General features: G+C 61.7%; 16 protein-coding genes and 1 pseudogene. 8 read left to right on the top strand and 9 right to left on the bottom strand.

Going from position 1 to position 18,264, the window contains the following annotated elements; genetic code table 11:
* Nucleotides 1-25: 25 nt before the first annotated feature.
* Complete coding sequence (locus OKW38_RS33235; RefSeq protein WP_090808869.1) at nt 26-820, bottom strand: enoyl-CoA hydratase/isomerase family protein; 795 nt, start codon at nt 818-820, stop codon at nt 26-28.
* A 75-nt stretch (nt 821-895) separates the two neighbouring features.
* Nucleotides 896-2,092, bottom strand: coding sequence for an amidohydrolase family protein (locus tag OKW38_RS33230; RefSeq protein WP_184061922.1), 1,197 nt, complete (start codon nt 2,090-2,092; stop codon nt 896-898).
* A 236-nt stretch (nt 2,093-2,328) separates the two neighbouring features.
* Here OKW38_RS33230 and OKW38_RS33225 point away from each other — a divergent pair, with 236 nt between their 5' ends.
* Nucleotides 2,329-3,750, top strand: a complete 1,422-nt coding sequence (locus OKW38_RS33225) for an MFS transporter (RefSeq protein WP_429364998.1) — start codon at nt 2,329-2,331, stop codon at nt 3,748-3,750.
* A gap of 109 nt (nt 3,751-3,859) precedes the next feature.
* Here the strand turns inward: OKW38_RS33225 and OKW38_RS33220 are convergent.
* Nucleotides 3,860-4,655 (bottom strand): annotated as a pseudogene (locus tag OKW38_RS33220) (IclR family transcriptional regulator).
* 248 nt (nt 4,656-4,903) lie between these two features.
* Between OKW38_RS33220 and OKW38_RS33215 the strand changes: the two are divergent.
* The gene (locus tag OKW38_RS33215) at nt 4,904-5,668 is read left to right on the top strand and encodes an SDR family NAD(P)-dependent oxidoreductase (protein WP_429364997.1); all 765 of its coding nucleotides are present in this window, start codon (nt 4,904-4,906) and stop codon (nt 5,666-5,668) included.
* 355 nt (nt 5,669-6,023) lie between these two features.
* Here OKW38_RS33215 and OKW38_RS33210 read toward each other — a convergent pair whose 3' ends face one another.
* Together OKW38_RS33210 and OKW38_RS33205 are read right to left on the bottom strand one after the other, a co-directional pair.
* The gene (locus OKW38_RS33210) at nt 6,024-7,265 is read right to left on the bottom strand and encodes a CaiB/BaiF CoA transferase family protein (RefSeq protein WP_429364996.1); all 1,242 of its coding nucleotides are present in this window, start codon (nt 7,263-7,265) and stop codon (nt 6,024-6,026) included.
* Between the two features lie 48 nt (nt 7,266-7,313).
* Nucleotides 7,314-8,108, bottom strand: a complete 795-nt coding sequence (locus OKW38_RS33205) for a crotonase/enoyl-CoA hydratase family protein (RefSeq protein ID WP_090808860.1) — start codon at nt 8,106-8,108, stop codon at nt 7,314-7,316.
* A 218-nt stretch (nt 8,109-8,326) separates the two neighbouring features.
* Between OKW38_RS33205 and OKW38_RS33200 the strand changes: the two genes are divergently transcribed.
* The 5 genes from OKW38_RS33200 to OKW38_RS33180 all read left to right on the top strand — a co-directional run bounded on the left by OKW38_RS33200 (nt 8,327) and on the right by OKW38_RS33180 (nt 13,933).
* Nucleotides 8,327-9,103, top strand: coding sequence for an enoyl-CoA hydratase (locus OKW38_RS33200; RefSeq protein ID WP_187630156.1), 777 nt, complete (start codon nt 8,327-8,329; stop codon nt 9,101-9,103).
* 107 nt (nt 9,104-9,210) lie between these two features.
* Nucleotides 9,211-10,197, top strand: a complete 987-nt coding sequence (locus OKW38_RS33195; RefSeq protein WP_429364995.1) for an NAD(P)H-dependent flavin oxidoreductase — start codon at nt 9,211-9,213, stop codon at nt 10,195-10,197.
* The gene (locus OKW38_RS33190; RefSeq protein WP_429364994.1) at nt 10,194-11,381 is read left to right on the top strand and encodes a CaiB/BaiF CoA transferase family protein; all 1,188 of its coding nucleotides are present in this window, start codon (nt 10,194-10,196) and stop codon (nt 11,379-11,381) included. Before OKW38_RS33195 ends, OKW38_RS33190 begins: the two co-directional genes overlap by 4 nt.
* Before the next feature lie 13 nt (nt 11,382-11,394).
* Nucleotides 11,395-12,687 (top strand): acetyl-CoA hydrolase/transferase family protein, encoded by a 1,293-nt coding sequence (locus OKW38_RS33185; RefSeq protein WP_429365558.1) that lies wholly within the window; start codon nt 11,395-11,397, stop codon nt 12,685-12,687.
* A 49-nt stretch (nt 12,688-12,736) separates the two neighbouring features.
* Nucleotides 12,737-13,933, top strand: coding sequence for an acetyl-CoA C-acetyltransferase (locus tag OKW38_RS33180; RefSeq protein ID WP_429364993.1), 1,197 nt, complete (start codon nt 12,737-12,739; stop codon nt 13,931-13,933).
* Nucleotides 13,934-13,982: 49 nt separating this feature from the next.
* Here OKW38_RS33180 and OKW38_RS33175 read toward each other — a convergent pair whose 3' ends face one another.
* Both OKW38_RS33175 and OKW38_RS33170 read right to left on the bottom strand, forming a co-directional pair.
* Complete coding sequence (locus OKW38_RS33175) at nt 13,983-14,153, bottom strand: rubredoxin (RefSeq protein WP_429364992.1); 171 nt, start codon at nt 14,151-14,153, stop codon at nt 13,983-13,985.
* A gap of 33 nt (nt 14,154-14,186) precedes the next feature.
* Complete coding sequence (locus OKW38_RS33170) at nt 14,187-15,389, bottom strand: cytochrome P450 (protein WP_429364991.1); 1,203 nt, start codon at nt 15,387-15,389, stop codon at nt 14,187-14,189.
* 152 nt (nt 15,390-15,541) lie between these two features.
* On the opposite strand from OKW38_RS33170, the gene OKW38_RS33165 reads away from it, so the two are divergent.
* Nucleotides 15,542-16,447 carry an SDR family NAD(P)-dependent oxidoreductase gene (locus OKW38_RS33165; RefSeq protein WP_090808847.1) on the top strand — a complete coding sequence of 302 codons (906 nt, stop codon included), beginning with the start codon at nt 15,542-15,544 and terminating at the stop codon, nt 16,445-16,447.
* A 74-nt stretch (nt 16,448-16,521) separates the two neighbouring features.
* On the opposite strand, the gene OKW38_RS33160 is transcribed toward OKW38_RS33165, so the two are convergent.
* On the bottom strand, nt 16,522-17,343 hold the full coding sequence (locus OKW38_RS33160; RefSeq protein ID WP_429364990.1) for an HpcH/HpaI aldolase/citrate lyase family protein: 822 nt from the start codon (nt 17,341-17,343) through the stop codon (nt 16,522-16,524).
* A gap of 61 nt (nt 17,344-17,404) precedes the next feature.
* Nucleotides 17,405-18,262 carry an FAS1-like dehydratase domain-containing protein gene (locus tag OKW38_RS33155; protein WP_090810382.1) on the bottom strand — a complete coding sequence of 286 codons (858 nt, stop codon included), beginning with the start codon at nt 18,260-18,262 and terminating at the stop codon, nt 17,405-17,407.
* Nucleotides 18,263-18,264 lie beyond the last annotated feature (2 nt).

Genomic DNA, 18,264 nt, shown 5'->3' with positions numbered 1-18,264 from the left:
CGCTGGCGCCGGACACTGTAAAAGCTCAACGTCCCTTGAACACCGGCTCGCGTTTCTCGCGAAACGCGTTGACCGCCTCTTGATGGTCTTCCGTCAGGTTCGACAGCGCCTCGTATGCAATCGACGCGTCGAGAATGGCATGCGCAAGTTGCTTCAGGCCGATGTTGATCGACGCCTTGGTCCACTGGATGGCGCGCGAAGCGCCGTTTGCGAGACGCTTCGCCATCGCGTCGACCACGGCATCCAACTGGTCGGCCGGTACGGCATGATTGATGAGACCCAGTCGTGCCGCCTCTTCCGCGGTGACGAGATCCCCCGTCAACAGGTATTCCTTGGCCTTCGCATAGCCCACGAGCTGCGGCCAGATCACCGCGCCGCCATCGCCCGCCACGAAGCCGACTTTCACGTGCGGATCGCCAATCTTTGCGTGATTGGCCGCGTAGCTCAGATCCGAGAACAGCGCGATCGTCGCGCCGAGACCAATTGCATGACCGTTGATCTTGGCGATGACCGGCTTCGGACAATCCAGCATCGAGAAGACAATTTTCTTTGCACGCTGCATGCCTTCGAGAAACAGCGTGGGGTTGTCGATGACCTGCTGCATATGCTCGATATCGCCGCCCGCGCTAAAAGCCCGCCCCGCGCCCGTCAACACAACGACACGGGTCTCGACGTCCTCGGCGACATCGAGAAAAAGCCGCGACATCTCAATGTCCATTTGCTCGTCGAACGCGTTCAACGTTTCCGGGCGGTTGAGCGTAACGGTCAAGACGCCGCCTTCGCGTTCGAGCAATAGCGCCTGATAGTCCGAAATATTCATGGCTAACCTGTTCGTAATGAAGAAATCGCGCGGGACGGACAGACCGTCTGCCGCCGTCGACCGGTGCAAGGCCGATCACACGTGCAGCGGAATGAACCGGCGGCCGTTGTCGTACATGATCTTGCGCGTGTCTTCTTCCGAGAGCTCATTGCATGCTTCCGACGCGAAGTCCTTCGGTTCGGGCACGCCTTCCGCGTGCGGATAGTCGGAGCCCATCAACAGGAAGTCCGACGATCCCGTTTGAGCGATGATCTGGGCGATGTCGTCCTCCGGATACGCGACCACGAAGACATTTTCCTTGAAGATCTGGCTCGGGCGTTTCTTCAGCTGACCGCACGGCCAGTAGCCATTCTTCGCCATCCCCCGGCACTTGTCCATTTTGACGAGCAGCGAAGGCACCCATTCGGCACCGTTTTCGGCGCTGCACAGCTTGACCCGCGGGAAACGCTCGAAGAAGTTGTAGAAGATGAACGACGACAGCGTTTCCATGACCGGCCGCTCGCCGTAACCGTGCATCCAGACAAAGGCGGTCTGACGCTGGCGCGACTGCTGCACGGGCTCGCCCCACACCGCCATATGATCCTTCATGTAGATCGCTTCCGACACATGGAAGGTGACGCGCACGCCCGCTTCGTTGAGGACCGACCAGAACGGATCGAAGTACGGATCGGCAGGTGCACGGCCATTGAACGGCCCCATCGGCATCAGGATCACCCGCACACCGTTCGCAACCAGCCACCTGGCCTCGGCGACAGCCGCATCGAGATCGTCGAGCGTGACGACCGGCGTCGTGTAGATGCGGTCTTTGTAGTTGAAGCCCCAGTCGTCGAGCATCCACTGGTTATACGCATGCAACACCGCATTTGCCGCAACGGGCTCGTTGAGGTAGGAAATACACGCGACCATTTCGCCGATGTACATCGTGCAGGCTTCAACACCGAATTCGTCCATCTTCTTCAGGCGCGCGTCGCGGTTGAACATGTCCGGCGTCGGCGAAACCCGCATATCGACGTTATCCTTGCCATCCTTCATCGCGCGCAGCCATTCATGCAGCTTGCCCGGCGGCGGAACGTGCCCCTCGGCCGATGTGTAGCCCTCGCTGATTTCCACCTTCCGGTCGCCCACATACATGCAGCGGTTGCCGTCTGCCGTGACACGGCTGGTAAACGACCAGTCCTTCCTGAACTTCTCGGGCAAATGACGGTTGAACGCGTCCTCGACTTCGTAGAAGTGCGTGTCGGCGTCGTAGATCTTCCCTTGATACGTTTGCATGGTCTCGCTCCTGATTGTGGGGAGCGCTTCAGAACGTGCGCCCTTGAGAGAAGTATCGGGTCAAGCCATCGACTAAAAAACTCTCATATCGAACTCGAAAACGTCGATATCGATTTGATATCGGGCGGTGGCCTCGCGACCCTTGCGGTCCGCATCGAATTCTCCAAAAAACATCAATACGAACGACGTTCGTATATAAGTATAATCGAAACGAAGACACGCAACCGGAGACGTTTATGCAAGCCGAAGTACTCTCCCAGCCGGCACACCGAGCGCAACCCGTGGTGGGTCCACCGCGCGGGTTCACGATGGCGATCCTGCTTGCCGCGGTAGCGGCCTCGTCCGGCATCACAGTCATTTACACCGTGCTGGTCACGCTCTACAAGGCTTTTCCTGCGTCGAACTCCGTGAGCTGGACCGTCACCGCGTACTGGCTCGGCTCGGCCGTCTTTGCCGCCGTGAGCGGGCGACTCGGCGACCTGTTGGGCTACCGCCGTATCCTGCTCGTGGTGATGTCGGTCGCTGCGGCCGGCGCAGTCGTGGCCGCATGCGCGACCGATGTCGGCATGCTCGTCGCGGGGTGTGCGATGCAATCAATCGCGGCAGGCATTACGCCACTCTCCATCGGGCTGGTTCGTGAGAATCTGCCACCCGCCAGGCTGCCTGCCGCGGTGGGGTTGATCAGTGCGGCAGGCATGGTGTCGGCGGGGCTGATCTACATCTGCGCGGGCGTTGTCGTGGATCACTATTCGTGGCAGGGCGGCTTCTGGTTCAAAGTCGCGCTTTGCGTCGTGGCCGTCGCGGCGGTACGCGCGTGGGCACCGCCGTCGCCACCGAATCCCGGCGTGCGGATCGACTACATTCGAGGTCTCGCGTTCGCTCCGGCACTTTGCGCCATCCTCTTCGCCGTGCAGCAAATCCGCACGTGGGGGCTCGGCGATCCGCGGCTGTGGGGCTTGATCGCTGGCGGGATGATCGTGCTCGGACTCTGGGCACGCCATCAACACGGGGCGCGTCATCCGCTCATCAATGTGCGTCTGCTGAAGACGCGCGAGGTCGTGTTGGCCAATGCATGCATGGCATTCCTCGCGGCAGGCGCCATGCAACTAGGACAGGTCTTCTCGCTGCTCGCCCAGCAACCTGCCGGCACGCGCGCCGGATTCGGGTTGAGCGCGACGGCAGCCGGATTACTGATGTTCAGCATTAACATCGTCGCGCTGGTCGCGAGCCCATGGAGCGGCCGGGTTGCGGCCCGCTACAAGGCCCGGCCCGCTGCCTTGATTGGCATGCTCATACTGGCCTTGGGCTGGGCCTCGCTGATCGTGCTTCATCGCAGCCTGCTGCTCTTCGTTCCAGGTGCGGTGCTGTGCTCGTTCGGCCTCGCCTTCGCAAGCACGGCGCTGTACAACCAGATCGTGGAAGCGACGCCTGCATATCAGACAGGCGAGGCAACGGGCATGCTCTACGTTTTCTTCTCGTGTTTCTTCGCGGTAGGTGCCCAGGCGGTATTTGCGCTGCTGCGCAGCGCGACGGCGGGACACGACGGTGCATCGTTTCCGGCCGAGAGTGGCTATGTTTCGGTATTCGTCTACATCTCCTGCAGTTCGATCGCCGGACTGCTGGTCGCCTTCATGCTGCCGAAGCGTCGTACACACTGACGGTCGTTGCGACCGATCCGTTGCGCGCGGGTACGACGCTTCTTCGACCGCACCGCGACCGCGGCGCATTGAAGCACCCGCTTCACTGCGCCGCCGGCCGACTGGCGAGTCACTCCTCGTCTGCCTGGCCCAACGCAGACGCCCGCTGGGCGACTCTGATCATGTTCTCTTCGAGCCGGTGACGTTCGCGGTCGAAGCGTTCGAGCGGCGCACCAATTGCCATCGCTGCGATGACATTGCCATTCGGTCCGAAGACCGGCGACGACACGCCGGCCGAATCCGGCAGTAGTTCACCGCGACTCACCGACAGGCCGCTTTCGAGGATGTGGTCGAGTTCGTCACGCAACGCCTTCTTCGTTGCGATCGTTTGCGGGGTGCGGCGCTCCAATTTGACCGTCTTCATGTAGTCGGTAACGAAAGCGTCCGGTGCATGGGCGAGCAGCACGCGGCCCGCAGCCGTGCAATAGAGCGGGCGACGCAAACCGATGTGCATTGAATAGCGCACCGATTGCTCGCGTCTCGATCACGTCGACATAGGTGATCTCTTTGTGTTCGACGTCAAGGACACCGACATACACGGTTTCATTGGTGCTCTTCGAGAGATCCACCAGGAACGGGCGCAGTATCTTCGAAAAATTCCACGCGGCCATCACGCCTGCCGACAACCGGAAGATCGACGGTCCCAGGCGATAGCGGCCTACGTCGTGCATCAAGTACCCCTCCGCCACCAGAGGTCGCAGCAGATTGAGCAGGCTGCTCTTCGGTGACTCGAGAGCGACATTCAGTTCTGCTAGCGACATCCCGTCCGGAGACTTCGCCAGCACATCGAAAATTCCAAGGAGTCGGGTCAGCGAGCGCGGCCCGCTGACGTCCCGGTCCGCCGGCGCTGAGGTCTCTTTCAACATGATTTTCCCCATGAATTGACTGTACAGATTATACGGGAACTATTCACATAGTTTTACATCGATCACAATCTGGCACACTTTTACACCACCCGAATTCGGGAATACGCCAGGGCGCTCCCTCACACCGCTTGAGATATATTTGAACATCGTTCGAAAACCTGAAATGTGGAAGCATCATCTTCCAGACCATTTACGCAATACGCTCGCGCGTCGAACAGCAACATCAACCTTCACTTCTGGATTCACTCATGTACACGAAAAAACTGGCAGAAAAGGTCGCCATCGTGACCGGAGGCGGCCAAGGCGTTGGACTCGGCATCGCCCTTGCGCTTGCCACCGAGGGGGCGAGTCTGGTCCTCACTGGTCGCACGGAGGCCAAACTCGCGCGGGCTGCTGAGGAACTGAGCGCCCTCGGTTCGCAAGTGCTGGTCGTGCCCGGCGATACGCGCAATCGTGCCGACGCCGTGCGGACAGTCGAGCTTGCCGTCGAGCGATTCGGACGTGTGGACGCACTCATCAACAATGCCCAAAGCAGCAGCCCGGGGGTGCCGCTCGAGTCCGTTACCGACGATGACTGGAGCAACACGCTCGAATCGGGCTTGTACGGCACGCTGTATTTCATGCAGGCCGCATTGCCGCGGATGAAGTCGCAGGGCCGCGGCGCCATCATCAACTTCGGCTCGCGCACCGGCATCGAAGGCCTCAAGGGATTCGGCGCGTACGCCGCAACCAAGGAGGGCATTCGTGGGCTCTCGCGTGTTGCCGCGCGCGAATGGGGCGTCTACGGCATTACCGTCAACGTCATTTGCCCGGCAGCGCTCACACCTGCCGCCGAAGCATACCTCGAAGCCAATCCTCAGGAACGCACTCGCTATCTCTCTGAAATTGCGCTTGGCCGCTTCGGCGATCCTCAGCGCGATATTGGACGAACAGTTGCATTTCTATGTAGTGACGACGCTAATTTCATAACCGGGCAGACTATCAGTGTGGACGGCGGACAGTCAATGCTCTAGTGCGTCTGTTTGAACACGGTGCAACATATGAAACGTCCAGTTGCATTATCGCGAGCCTCGATCCGAGGAGTGAGCTTCCCGCCGGGCGCGTACCACGAAGCTTGAAGAGCGATCAGGCGTTTCTCCTCTCACACACTTCGCGAGAGCGTGTGCGCCCACGGCGGTGTACGCGTCGTCGGGATAGCTCGCGCCGGCGCCCGCGTTTCCGCGGGTATTCCGATGTGCATCAAAGAACCTCTGATTACATAAGCGTGATACGAAAATACCGACGAGGCCGCTACGGGATGCGGCAATCATTCAACCGTCGAACGAAAAGCGCGTCCAGGCAGGTTGCGCGTCGCAGGCTTTGCCCTTTCTATAGAATTTTCTTTTCGCGCAGGATATCGATATCCGACTGCGACATACTCAGCACATCACGCAGCACGTCGTCCGTATGTTGTCCGAGCATCGGCGGCGCCCCGTACGAATCGATAGGCGTGCCCGACATCTTGACCGGGTTGGCGACCATCCGAACCGCCTTATCCGTCAGCGGGTGCGCAACTTCGACGCACATCGCGCGTGCCTGCACATGCGGATCTGCGAACACCTGCTCCAGATTGTTGATCGGTCCGGCCGGCACCCCGGCGGCGTCGAGTGCTGCGAGCAGTTCATCGCTCTGCCATTGAAGGATCAGCGGCTCGAACACTTCGCCCAGCGCGCGACGATTCTTCACGCGCAGCGCAATCTCGCTGAATCGTGGATCGCTAGTGAGCTCGGGGTGCCCCAGAACGTTACACATCCGCGCATATTGCTCGTTGTTGCCCGCCACGATCATGATGTCGCGATCGGCGCAGCGGAACATGCGGGACGGCATACCACCGTTGCCCTCGGTACCGCGCCGAATGGGAATCTGGCCGGAAACGAGATACTGGCTTGCATAGTGCGATGTGGCAGCAATCATCGCGTCCAGCAACGCCAGGTCGATGTACTGCCCCTGCCCGGTACCGCCTTGCGCCGCGTCGCGATGATAAAGCGCTGCGATGATCGCCGAAGCGGCGTACTGACCACACAGGATGTCCGCAAGACTGGGCCCGGTTTTCATTGGCCCGCCGCCCGGCACGTCGTCGCCGTTTCCGGTCACGCTCATCAGGCCACCCATCGCCTGGAAAATCGAGTCGTAGCCGGGGCGCGGGCTATACGGTCCGGTCTGACCGAACCCGGTTATCGAACAGTAGATCAGGCGCGGATTGACCACCTTGAGGCTGTCGTAGTCGAGCCCGTAACGCTTGAGGTCGCCAACCTTATAGTTCTCGATCAACACGTCGCAGTGCGCCGCCAACGAGCGGATCAGCGCCTGGCCTTCGGCCGTGGAGATATCGCACGTGATCGACTTCTTGCCTCGGTTCGCGCTGATAAAAAACGTCGACTCGCGCGTGACCTTTCCCTCCCGATCCATCAGGAACGGGGGGCCGAATTGCCGCGAATCGTCGCCCTTGCCGGGACGCTCGACCTTGATGACCTCCGCGCCGAGATCCGCCAGCATCTGAGCCCCCCAAGGCCCGGCGAGAATACGGCTCAGGTCGAGTACGCGAACACCCGCCAACGCGCCTTTTGTCATAGCAAACGGTCCCCTTGAATTCACACCGGCTGCGCCGGAAGCCTTGCATCAGCGTCCGACGAACTTCGCCGTACGTTTTTCGATGAAGGACTGAACGCCTTCCTTCGCGTCTTCAGTGTTGTAGAGAAACTGCTGGGTCGACTGAATCGTCGCGTAAGCATCCTGCCAGCCTTGTCCCAGCGAAACGCGCGCGTTCTGCATCGTGGCCTGCACGGCTAGCGGTGCCTGTGCCGCGATTCGCTCGGCGATCGCGAGCGCCCGGTCGAACTCCTGCCCCGCAGGCACGACATCCTGCACGAAGTTCATGTGCCGTGCCTCGTCTGCGGTGAATTCGTCGCCGGTAAGCAGTACCTTCATTGCGTTGCCCCAGCCGGCTCGCTGCACCATGCGGAACGTCGCACCACAACCTGCCATGATCCCCCGCTTGACTTCAAGCTGGGAGAAACGGCAGTTGTCGGCCGCAACAGCCACTTCCGATGCAAGCATCAATTCGACCGCGACCGTGAAGCAGATTCCCTTCAGCGCAATGACGACCGGCTTGGTACGCAGCGGCGCGCGCAAGTTGAACGGATCGACCTCGCCTTCAGGAAGCAGCGGTTTCCCTTCGCGGCGCAACGGCGCGACCTTTGGCATGTCGAGCCCTGCCGTAAAGTGATCGCCTTCGGCGTATACCAGCCCGCAAAAAATATCGCTGCTCTTCTCGAGCTGCGTGTAAGCCATGGCAAGCTCTCCGAACATTTTCGGCGTGAAACCATTGCGCTTTTCCGGCCGGTCAATGCCCATCAAGAGCAGGTTCCCACGCTGCTCAACGCGAATCTGTCCGTCCTCGTGACGAGTGGTCATGCAGTGTCTCCTCGCGGTGTTTTCCGTTAGCAATTCTGACCTCGCGCTCAATTGACAAAGCCGGGTCGCACATTCAGAATCATAAACGTCGTTCATAAAATTGGCAACGCACGATACGCTCCGGCGCTGCCGCGCGGCGCACCGCAGACACACAAATCATCGGCGAGCAGGCCTCATCCGGGCCTAGGTGTTCACCCTCATTCGTTCAAGGAAGAACCATGGCCTACGAGACGATCATCGTCGAAACGCACGGGAAAACCGGCTTGATCAGGTTGCACCGTCCGCAAGCCTACAACGCCCTGAACAACCAGTTGATGGATGAGCTGACGGCGGCACTCGACGACCTCGAAACCGACCCCGCCATCGGCGCCATCGTGATGACCGGTAGCGAAAAGGCGTTCGCCGCCGGCGCCGACATCAAGATGATGAACGAATGGACGTACATGGACGTGTACAAGAATCAGTTCATCACGTCGAACTGGGAGCGCACGTCGCGTTGTCGTAAGCCGGTCATCGCCGCGGTCGCGGGTCTTGCGTTAGGCGGAGGCTGCGAGCTGGCCATGATGTGCGACTTCATTCTTGCCGCCGACAACGCCCGTTTCGCCCTGCCCGAAATCACGCTCGCGACCATTCCCGGCGCCGGCGGCACGCAGCGCCTTACGCGCGCGCTCGGCAAATCGAAGGCGATGGAAATGATCCTCACCGGTCGCAGGATGGACGCCATTGAAGCCGAACGATGCGGCCTCGTGAGCCGCATCGTGCCCGCCGACACGCTCGTCGAGGAAGCGCTGAAAACGGCCGACGAGATCGCGCGATACTCGCAACCCGTCGTAGCGATGGCCAAGGAGTGCGTCAACCGCGCCTACGAATCGAGCCTGGCAGAAGGCATCCTGTTCGAGCGGCGTATGGCGTATTCGACCTTCGCCACAGAAGATCGAAAGGAAGGCATGGCGGCCTTCGCCGAAAAGCGCAAACCCCAGTTTCGCGATTGTTGAATTGCTAAAAAGCGCCACGCTGTCGTGGCGAACAAAGCCCGCCAGGTCACGCGCGTCACGCGCATTTCGCTGGCACCCATACTTCCTATCCAGGCTACAGGCGCGCGATGAAACCGTATGTCAATCGCATTACTGAATTACTCGGCATTCAATATCCCATCATTCAAGGCGGCATGCGCTGGGTGGCGCGAGCCGAACTGGCGGCGGCCGTGGCCAATGCGGGCGGTCTCGGCTTCATCTCCGCACACACCCATGCAAGCGCCGATGCACTCGCGCGCGAAATCGACAGGGTGCGTTCGCTCACCGACAAGCCCTTTGGAGTCAACCTGACCGTTCTCGGCGCCAATGTCGGGCTCGACTACGACGCGTATGTGCGCACGATCGTGTCTCAAGGCGTCCAGGTCGTCGAGACAGCAGGCAGCAATCCGGCGAAATACATCGCCGAGTTCAAGGCGCAGGGCGTCAAGGTCGTGCACAAGTGCGTGACGGTTCGCCACGCGGTGAAGGCCGAATCGCTCGGCGCGGACGCCGTCAGCATCGACGGGTTCGAATGCGCGGGGCACCCTGGCGAAGACGACATCCCTGGACTGATCCTGATTCCCGCCGCCGCCGACAAGCTGAAGGTGCCGATTCTCGCGTCCGGCGGCTTTGCCGATGGGCGCGGGCTGATGGCGGCTCTCGCGCTCGGCGCGGACGGCATCAACATGGGAACCCGATTCATGCTCACGCAGGAGTCCCCCGTCCACCCTGCGATCAAGCAACGGCTGCTGGAAGCGAGCGAGCGCGATACGGTGCTGGTTGGCCGCTCGATCGGCGATTCAAGCCGGGTGGTCAGGAACAGCGTGAGTCTCGCCGCGCTCGAACTCGAGCGCGCCGGCAACGTGACGCGCTCGGACCTCTACGCGCTGACCGGAGCACAGCGCTGGATGGACGCATTCGTGACAGGAGAAGTGGAAGGCGGCGCCTTCCCCGCCGGTATCGTGACCGGCCTCATTCACGACTTGCCGACCTGTGCGGAATTGATCGGTCGCATCGTGAAGGAAGCCGCCGCGATTGCGCAACGCCAGCTCGGCTTCGGCGCTGCTCTGGCATGAAACTGACCGGCCTTCGCGTCGTGGACCTGTCGCAATTCATGCCGGGTCCGTTCCTCGCCACCAACCTCGCCGATCACGGCGCGCACGTCGTCAAGATCGAACCGGTCACCGGCGACCCCACCCGCGGCGCACCCGGCACCGACGGCGCGTTCTTCGCCGCGATCAACCGCGGCAAGCGCAGCATCGCGCTCGATCTGAAACATCCGGACGCACGCGAGGTCGCGCTCAAGCTGATGAGCGAGGCCGACGTCGTGATCGAATCGTCGAGGCCGGGCGTGGCCGCTCGGCTTGGCATCGACTACGACACGATCAGCCGGACGAACCCGGGAGTCGTTTATTGTGCAATTACCGCATTCGGCCAAACCGGCCCGCTCTCTCAATTGCCCGCACACGATCCGGTAGTTCAATCGCTTGCAGGCACGCTGCCGCGCGATGGCCGGGGAATCCCAATTGCCACGGGACCGTCGCTCGCTGCGCTGGCCGGTTCATTGACGGCGTTGTCCGCCGTGTTGATGGCGCTGCTGCGCGCGCGGGAAACGGGGCGCGGCGACTACATCGACATGGCGCTTTTCGATGCGGCGCTCACCTCGCAGCCGTATCTGAGCGGCCGCTTGCTCAACGCGCCGGACAGCCAATTGCGAGGGCCGACCGAAGGCGACAGCGGGCTCGCGTTGCTCGACACCTATGAGACCGCCGATTCGAAGTGGCTCTGCCTTGGCGGCCGGGAACACAGCTTCGCAACCAACCTGCTGACACCACTCGGCCGTCCGGATCTCGTCGCCGACGCGATCGGCCCAGCCGGTGAAGGCCAGATACGCGTCCGGGCGTTCCTGACGCAAATCTTCCTGACTCGCACACTCGATGAATGGCTCTGCTGGTTCGAAGGCCGAAACATCAGTGTGGCGCCGGTGCTCTCGCTCGCCGAAGCGCTCGACCATCCGCATGCGCACGAGCGCGGGATGGTCCAGAGGGATCCGTCCGGACGCAACCACGTTGCAAGCCCGATTCACTTCCGTTTGGAGCCTGGGTCGCCACCGCTCGCCGTTCCACACCTTGGCGAACACACAGAACTCGTGCTGCGGAGCCTCGGCTACAGCGAAGAACGGATTGCGGAACTCGTCGCGACAGGCGCAGTACGGGGGCAGCACGACGAAGCCCTGGCCCTTGCGCAACCCGCCACCTGACGCAAACCACACCATGCCCTTACAGCTAGAGGCGGACGCCGTCGATTTCGCGTCCATCATCCGCCCCGGCGATACCGTCGCATGGGGCCAATCGAACGCAGAGCCCGTTGCGCTCACGCGCACTCTACTTCAGCAGCGGCACAGCATCGGCGCGTTCCGGGTCTTTCTCGGCGCCGGCAACTACGACACGTGCCGGCCTGAGCACGCGGACTGCATCGATTTCGTTTCGTACTGCGGGAGCGGCTCCAACCGCGCACTGGCCAAGGCTGGCGCGCTTGATATCCTGCCCTGCCATTATTCGCAGTTGCCAGAGATGATGGAGTCGGCTCAGCTATCGATCAACGTCCTGCTACTGCAGTTGGCGCCACCCGACGCGCACGGCCGCTACAGCTTGTCCGTCGCGCATGAGTATCTGATCCCGGCGCTCGAGCGCGCGCGCGTCATCATTGCGGAAGTCAACGAACAGGCACCCTGGACTTACGGCGAGCGATATCTTCGCGACGACGACCTCGACTTCATTGTCCCGACGTCGCGCGCTTTGCCCGAGAGTTCGCCCAGCGCCGTCAGCCCGACGGAGCTGGCGATTGCACGGCACACGGCCGCTTTGATCGAAGACGGCGCCACCATTCAAGTCGGCCTCGGCGCGATTCCAGAAGCGATCCTCGCTTGCCTCGGCGATCGGCGAGACCTTGGCATCCATTCCGGCACGATCGGCGACAAAGTCGCCGATCTGATGGAAAGCGGCGTGATCAACAATGCGCGCAAGACCATCGACACGGGCAAGACCATTGCTGGCGTGATGATGGGGGGTCGCCGCATACACGAGTTCGCGCATCGAAACGACGCCGTGCAGTTTCGTTCGACCCGCTACACGCACGATCCGAACGTGCTCGCAAGCATCGACCGCTTCGTCGCCATCAACTCGGCGGTCGAGGTCGATCTGAGTGGCCAGATCAACGCCGAAATTGCCGGTGGCGTGTATGTGGGCGCGGTGGGCGGCGCGCTGGATTTCCTGCGCGGCGCGCGGCGCTCGCGTGGCGGCGTTCCTGTCATCGCATTGCCGTCCACAGCGGGCAAGGGCGCGACCCGCATCGTCGCGTCGTTGAACGGACCGGTCAGCACGCCGCGCAGCGACGCCGCCATCGTGGTGACCGAATACGGCGTGGCCGATCTGCGCGGCCTGACGCTGCGCCAAAGGCGCGAACGCATGCTGGCAATCGCCCATCCGGACCATCGCAGCGCGCTCGATCAGATGGCGGGCGTCCCGCCTTCCAATCGCTTAAGAAGCGCGACGCTCGTCGGCTGATTGCAACCGCACCCGAATCAGAACTTCAAACCTTGCGAGGAAACGTCCGATGAAACGCGCGGCAATTGTCTCCCCTGTACGAACGCCCGTCGGCACCTTTGGCGGTAGCCTGCGCGGCGTTTGCGTCGAAGACCTCGGCGCGCTCGTTGCGAATGAAACGATCCGGCGCGCAGGACTCGATCCCGCTCGCATCGACGACGTCGTCTTCGCGCAAGCGTACGCGAACAGCGAAACACCTTGCGTGGGCCGCTGGATTGCGCTGCAGGCGGGCTTGCCGGTGGAGGTGCCGGGCATGCAGCTTGACCGACGTTGCGGCGGCGGCCTGCAGGCGCTCGTCACCGCCGCGATGATGGTGCAGACCGGCGCCGCCGACGTGGTGTTGGCCGGCGGCGTGGAAAGCATGAGCAATATCGAGTACTACAGCACGGACATGCGCTGGGGCGCACGGTCGGGCTCCGTCCAGTTTCACGACCGGCTCGCGCGGGGCCGCGAGCGCTCACAGCCGGAATCGCGCTTCGGCTTTATCTCCGGCATGATCGAGACCGCCGAAAATCTGGCCACCGACTATGGCATCAGCCGCGAGGCCGCCGACGAGTTCGCGCTGCGCAGCCATCAGCGCGCGGCCGCCGCATGGGAGTCCGGCCATATGGCCGAAGAGGTCGTGGCGGTCAGCGTTCCTCAGAAAAAAGGCCAGCCGCTTCTGTTTTCCAAAGATGAAGGATTCCGCGCCGACGCCAGCATGGAAAGCCTCGGCAAGCTTCGCGCGTTGATGCCGGGCGGCACAGTCACCGCAGGCAACTCCAGCCAGCAAAACGATGCCGCTGCCGCTTGCCTCGTCGTCGCGGAAGACCGCCTCGAAGCGCTCGGACTCGAACCCATGGCCTGGCTGACCGGCTGGGCCGCAGCCGGATGCGAGCCATCACGCATGGGCATTGGGCCCGTGCCCGCAGTGCGGAAGCTGATGACGCGCAGCGGGCTTACGCTCGAGCAGATGGATCTTGTCGAAGTAAATGAAGCATTCGCGTGTCAGGTGCTGGCAGTCCTCAAAGGCTGGAACTGGCACGATACCGACCGGCTCAACGTGAACGGCTCTGGCATATCGCTGGGCCACCCGATTGGCGCAACGGGCGTGCGCATCATGACAACGCTGTTGCACGAGTTGACGCGCCGGAAAGGACGTTATGCGCTCGAGACCATGTGCATCGGCGGTGGCCAGGGTATTGCCGCCGTGTTCGAGCGCGCCTGATCCTGAGCGATGAAGCGCACGGCCTTGCGCCGTGCGCGCGCCCGCACGCTCAGACCTCCACTTCGAACATCACGAAGTCGGCCTTGGTCGCACCGCACTCGGGGCATGCCCAGTCATCCGGGATGTCTTCCCAGCGAGTGCCGGGCGCGATGCCCTCCGCGGGAAGTCCCGCTGCTTCGTCGTAGTAAAAACCGCAAAAAATGCATTGCCACTTTTTCATGATCGTCGATGAGTCGTTGAGGGTGGGGATACTTCAGGGCGCTACGTCCCAGACGAGCGGCAGATAGAGCATGCCGTTGACGGAGCCCGAGCCGCATCGGGGCTTGTCGCCCTCGCGAATGCGAAAATCGGGAATGCGTTTGAGCCACTCCTGGAGGAAAACCTTGATCTCCGTACGCGCAAGGAACGACCCCGGGCAGCGATGCGGGCCGTTGCCGAACGCGGCGTGCAGCACTGGCTTGCGCGTCAGGTCGACGCCGAGCGGATCGCTAAACTTGCGCTCGTCGAGGCCAAACAGGGAGTTCGGCAATTGAATCTGGTCACCCTTCCTGAACTGGATGCCCTTGTATTCCATGTCCTGCGTGATGAGCCGCGCGGTGTTCGCCACGCCAAAGCGACGAATCATCTCATCGACCGACGACACCATCAGATCGGGATTCTCGATCAGTTGCCTCCGGTGCGCCGGATTCTCCGCCAGAAAGCGCGCGATGAAACCCATCATCGACGCGACGGTATCGAGGCCGCCAAACAGCACGACGATAAACATCCCGAACATGCGCTCGGGGCTGATCGGCTTGCCGTCGATCTGCGCGTTGGCGATGAGGCTCACGAGATCGCCGCCCGCCTCTGCCTTGCGCTGCTCCACCCAGGTGGAGATATAGCCAATCAGCCGGTGCTGGGATTCGTTGCGCTGCTCGACGTTGCCGCGCACGGCCCATTCCGCCCATTCGAGCAATTGTCCTCGATCGCTCAACGGAAGATCGGCAAGACGCAGGAAAATCACGATCGGCAGGATCTTCGCGAACTCCGAGACGAACTCGCATTCGCCGCGTGGAGCGATTTCTTCCATCAGCTCGATTGCGAGGCTGCGCACGTCGCTTTCCAGCGAGGAGATAGCTTGCGGCAGGAAAGCGGGCGTGATCAGGTTGCGGTACGCGGTATGTTCGGGCGGATCAAGCTCGAGCGGCACGAGCTGCGTCTCGTTGAGCGGCGGGATGTTGACACTGCGATGCGAAAAACGGGTGTGGTCCTTCTGCATCGCCTCGATGTCTTCGCCGCGCGTGGCGATCCAGTGGCCGCCATGGTACGGGGACCAGACGATATCGGGCCCGGTGTGCAGCGTCTTCCACGCCATATGAACATCGTCTTGCACGCCTGGCGGATTCATATAGTCGAAATCGACCACGAGTTCTCGCGGAACATGATCCGGCACGGTCCAGTCTTTCGTAGGGTTCATCTCGCGTCTCCTATCATTTGGTCGTCTTCGAATGGATCAGTCGTCACACTTTGCATCAACGTGCCAGCGTTCATATTATGCAACGCCGTTCAGTTTTGATATTATACCGAAGCGAGCTTTTTTACATCAACGCCTATCGAACGGAGACAAGAGTGAGCGATTTCGTCAAGGACAAGGTGGTAGTGGTAACGGGTGCGGGTGCCGGCATCGGGCGCGATTTTGCGTTGCAATTCGCGGCGAACGGCGCAAAGGTCATCGTCAACGACCTGGGTCGCAACGCCGAATCCGGCCAGTTCGCCGCAGAGCGCGTCGTCGAAGAAATCAAGGAGGCCGGCGGGCAAGCGCTTGCCTCGACAGATAGCGTCGCTGAATGGGATTGCGCGCAGAAGATCGTGCAGGCCGCGCTGGACACGTTCGGCCGCATCGACTGTGTGGTCAACAACGCCGGCATCGTGCGTGACCGCATGTTCTTCAACATGAGCCTCGACGAGTGGAAGGCCGTAGTCGACGTGCATCTGAACGGGTCGTTTTTCGTGGCACGCGCGGCGGCTCCGCATTTCAAGGCACAAAACGGCGGCAGCTTCGTTCACATGACCTCCACCTCGGGTCTGATCGGCAACGTCGGACAGGCCAACTACTCCGCCGCCAAAATGGGGGTCGTCGGTCTGTCGAAGTCGATTGCCCTCGACATGGCGAAATTCAACGTGCGCTCGAACTGCATTGCGCCGTGGGCATGGACCGCAATGACGGCCTCGATCCCCTCGGAGACGCCTGAGCAAAAAGCACGCGTCGAAATTCTCAAGCGCATGGAATCGCGCAAGATCGCGCCGCTCGCGGTCTACCTTGCGTCCGACCAGGCCGCAAAGGTTTCGGGTCAGATCTTCGGCGTGCGCGCCAACGAGATCTACTTCTTCAACCAGATCCGCATGATCCGCTCGCTGCATCGCGACGGCGGCTGGACGCCCGAAGCGATTGCCGAGCAGGTCATGCCGGCGTTCGAATCGAGCTTCTTCCCGAACGTGCCGTCCATGGCGCTCACGCCATGGGATCCGGTGTAAGCGATACCGTGTCACGCCCGCGCCACATGATGCGGTGGTGGCGCGGGCGGTGCGGCGTTCACCCGCCACACCACTCACCCTTCCTCTGAACCTCGCACGCTTTCAGACAAGCAGACGATGCGTCTTGCCTTGAGCAATACCGGCAAGTCCACCATCCGTCCATCTACGGACACCGCCCCGCCTTCTGCCCGCTCATACGCGTCGACGATTCGCCGCGCCTTGGCAATTTCATTCCCACTCGGGCTGAACGCCGCATTGACCGCTGCAACCTGGCGAGGATGAATGCACAGCTTCCCGCCAAAGCCCAGCGATCGCGCCTTCGACGAGTCGTGCGCGAGCTGTCGTTCGTCATCGATTGCCACGCTAACGCCATCCACGGGAGACTGAATGCCCGCTACGCGGGAGGCCAGCACAATACGCGAACGCGCGAGCAACAACGCGTCCCATGAACCGTCACAATCCAGATCGAGCTCGAAGTCAACCGAGCCGAATATGAGTCGCTCGACGCCGGGCGTGCGCGCCACGTCCAGGGCGTTCCAGACGCCCTCGGCAGATTCGATGATCGGCAATATGGGTTTCGCCGTTGCCGCCGCGACAGCGGTCAAAGCAGCCGGATTCTCTGCCTTGGGCAACACCACGCCATCGATACCATCGAACGCTGCGAGCGAGAGGTCCCGCTGGAACCACTGCGTCCCCGCGCCATTGATGCGCAAAAGTACCCGAACCGTCGATGCCAAAAATGTACGAACCGCGTCGGCAACATATGCACGCGCCGATGCTTTGTCCGCATCTGCAACAGCGTCCTCGAGGTCCACGATCACCGCATCGGCGCCTGCCGCGAGTGCCTTGGCGAATCGTTCGGGCTTGCTGCCCGGCACAAAAAGAAACGAACGCATAAGTCTCCCATTCAGCGTCAGGTCCGGCTACGGCGACCCCGCCAGCGGACCGGCTCGACGATCAGATCAGAACAGCCGTGGCTTCCATGCGCAACGATCCGTCGCTGCCGGCGATCCACAAGCTCACCTTGCTTTGGTCCGATTCGTGTTGCTTTCCGCAAACATAGAAAGGCGAAGTGTCCACCACCGGTTTGATCGCGCGGAACGAAAACGCTCCGACGCGCGCGCCCGGCAACTCCGATCCGAGCGAGTCCATCAGTAGCGTGGCGAGCAGCGGGCCATGCACGACGAGTCCCTCGTATCCCTCTGCGCCGATCGCGTAGGGCCGATCGTAGTGAATGCGATGACCGTTCAACGTAAGCGCTGAGTAGCGAAACAGCAGCACCGGATCGGGATTGACCTCGCGTGCCCATTGAGCGCCGATGGGCGCGGCCTGGAATGCTGCAGGCTTTTCGCTGGCAGCCGCATGATCGCGATACACGATATCCTGGCGCTCGACGATCGCAAGGCCAGCAGCGTCGCTGACCTCGTGCTTGACCTTCACGAACACGAGATCGCCGGTACGTCCATGCTTGTGCGCAACACTCTCGATGCATGAAAGACGCGTGATCGCGCTACCCGCTTTCAGCGGCCGTAGAAACTCGAGTTGACTGCCCGCCCACATGCGGCGAGGCAAATCGACCGGCGGCAGAAAGCCGCCGCGTTTCGGATGACCGTCCGCCCCCACCATCGACTGGCGATGAACCGGCAGAAAATAAAGCCAGTGCCACAACGGCGGTAAGTCATCGCCACGTGCTGAAGGCGCGTCATCGTGGTCAAGCATGGCGCTGAGCGCCGCAATCGGCGTGGAGGTGACCTGGTCCCGCACTTCCTCAGTGCGCCCAGTCCATTGCTGCAAATACTCGATATCCATGCGCATCG

Source organism: Paraburkholderia sp. MM5496-R1, assembly GCF_050436205.1.
Lineage (GTDB): Bacteria > Pseudomonadota > Gammaproteobacteria > Burkholderiales > Burkholderiaceae > Paraburkholderia > Paraburkholderia tuberum.
The sequence above is the reverse complement of the archived record's forward strand: the minus strand, read 5'-3'. Positions and strand labels throughout refer to the sequence as shown.

What these genes read in the sequence shown, in the direction of transcription:
- OKW38_RS33235 (WP_090808869.1), bottom strand. Translation starts at nt 820, where the DNA reads ATGAATATTTCGGACTATCAGGCGCTATTGCTCGAACGCGAAGGCGGC.
- OKW38_RS33230 (WP_184061922.1), bottom strand. Translation starts at nt 2,092, where the DNA reads ATGCAAACGTATCAAGGGAAGATCTACGACGCCGACACGCACTTCTAC.
- OKW38_RS33225 (WP_429364998.1), top strand. Translation starts at nt 2,329, where the DNA reads ATGCAAGCCGAAGTACTCTCCCAGCCGGCACACCGAGCGCAACCCGTG.
- OKW38_RS33215 (WP_429364997.1), top strand. Translation starts at nt 4,904, where the DNA reads ATGTACACGAAAAAACTGGCAGAAAAGGTCGCCATCGTGACCGGAGGC.
- OKW38_RS33210 (WP_429364996.1), bottom strand. Translation starts at nt 7,265, where the DNA reads ATGACAAAAGGCGCGTTGGCGGGTGTTCGCGTACTCGACCTGAGCCGT.
- OKW38_RS33205 (WP_090808860.1), bottom strand. Translation starts at nt 8,108, where the DNA reads ATGACCACTCGTCACGAGGACGGACAGATTCGCGTTGAGCAGCGTGGG.
- OKW38_RS33200 (WP_187630156.1), top strand. Translation starts at nt 8,327, where the DNA reads ATGGCCTACGAGACGATCATCGTCGAAACGCACGGGAAAACCGGCTTG.
- OKW38_RS33195 (WP_429364995.1), top strand. Translation starts at nt 9,211, where the DNA reads ATGAAACCGTATGTCAATCGCATTACTGAATTACTCGGCATTCAATAT.
- OKW38_RS33190 (WP_429364994.1), top strand. Translation starts at nt 10,194, where the DNA reads ATGAAACTGACCGGCCTTCGCGTCGTGGACCTGTCGCAATTCATGCCG.
- OKW38_RS33185 (WP_429365558.1), top strand. Translation starts at nt 11,395, where the DNA reads ATGCCCTTACAGCTAGAGGCGGACGCCGTCGATTTCGCGTCCATCATC.
- OKW38_RS33180 (WP_429364993.1), top strand. Translation starts at nt 12,737, where the DNA reads ATGAAACGCGCGGCAATTGTCTCCCCTGTACGAACGCCCGTCGGCACC.
- OKW38_RS33175 (WP_429364992.1), bottom strand. Translation starts at nt 14,153, where the DNA reads ATGAAAAAGTGGCAATGCATTTTTTGCGGTTTTTACTACGACGAAGCA.
- OKW38_RS33170 (WP_429364991.1), bottom strand. Translation starts at nt 15,389, where the DNA reads ATGAACCCTACGAAAGACTGGACCGTGCCGGATCATGTTCCGCGAGAA.
- OKW38_RS33160 (WP_429364990.1), bottom strand. Translation starts at nt 17,343, where the DNA reads ATGCGTTCGTTTCTTTTTGTGCCGGGCAGCAAGCCCGAACGATTCGCC.
- OKW38_RS33155 (WP_090810382.1), bottom strand. Translation starts at nt 18,262, where the DNA reads ATGCGCATGGATATCGAGTATTTGCAGCAATGGACTGGGCGCACTGAG.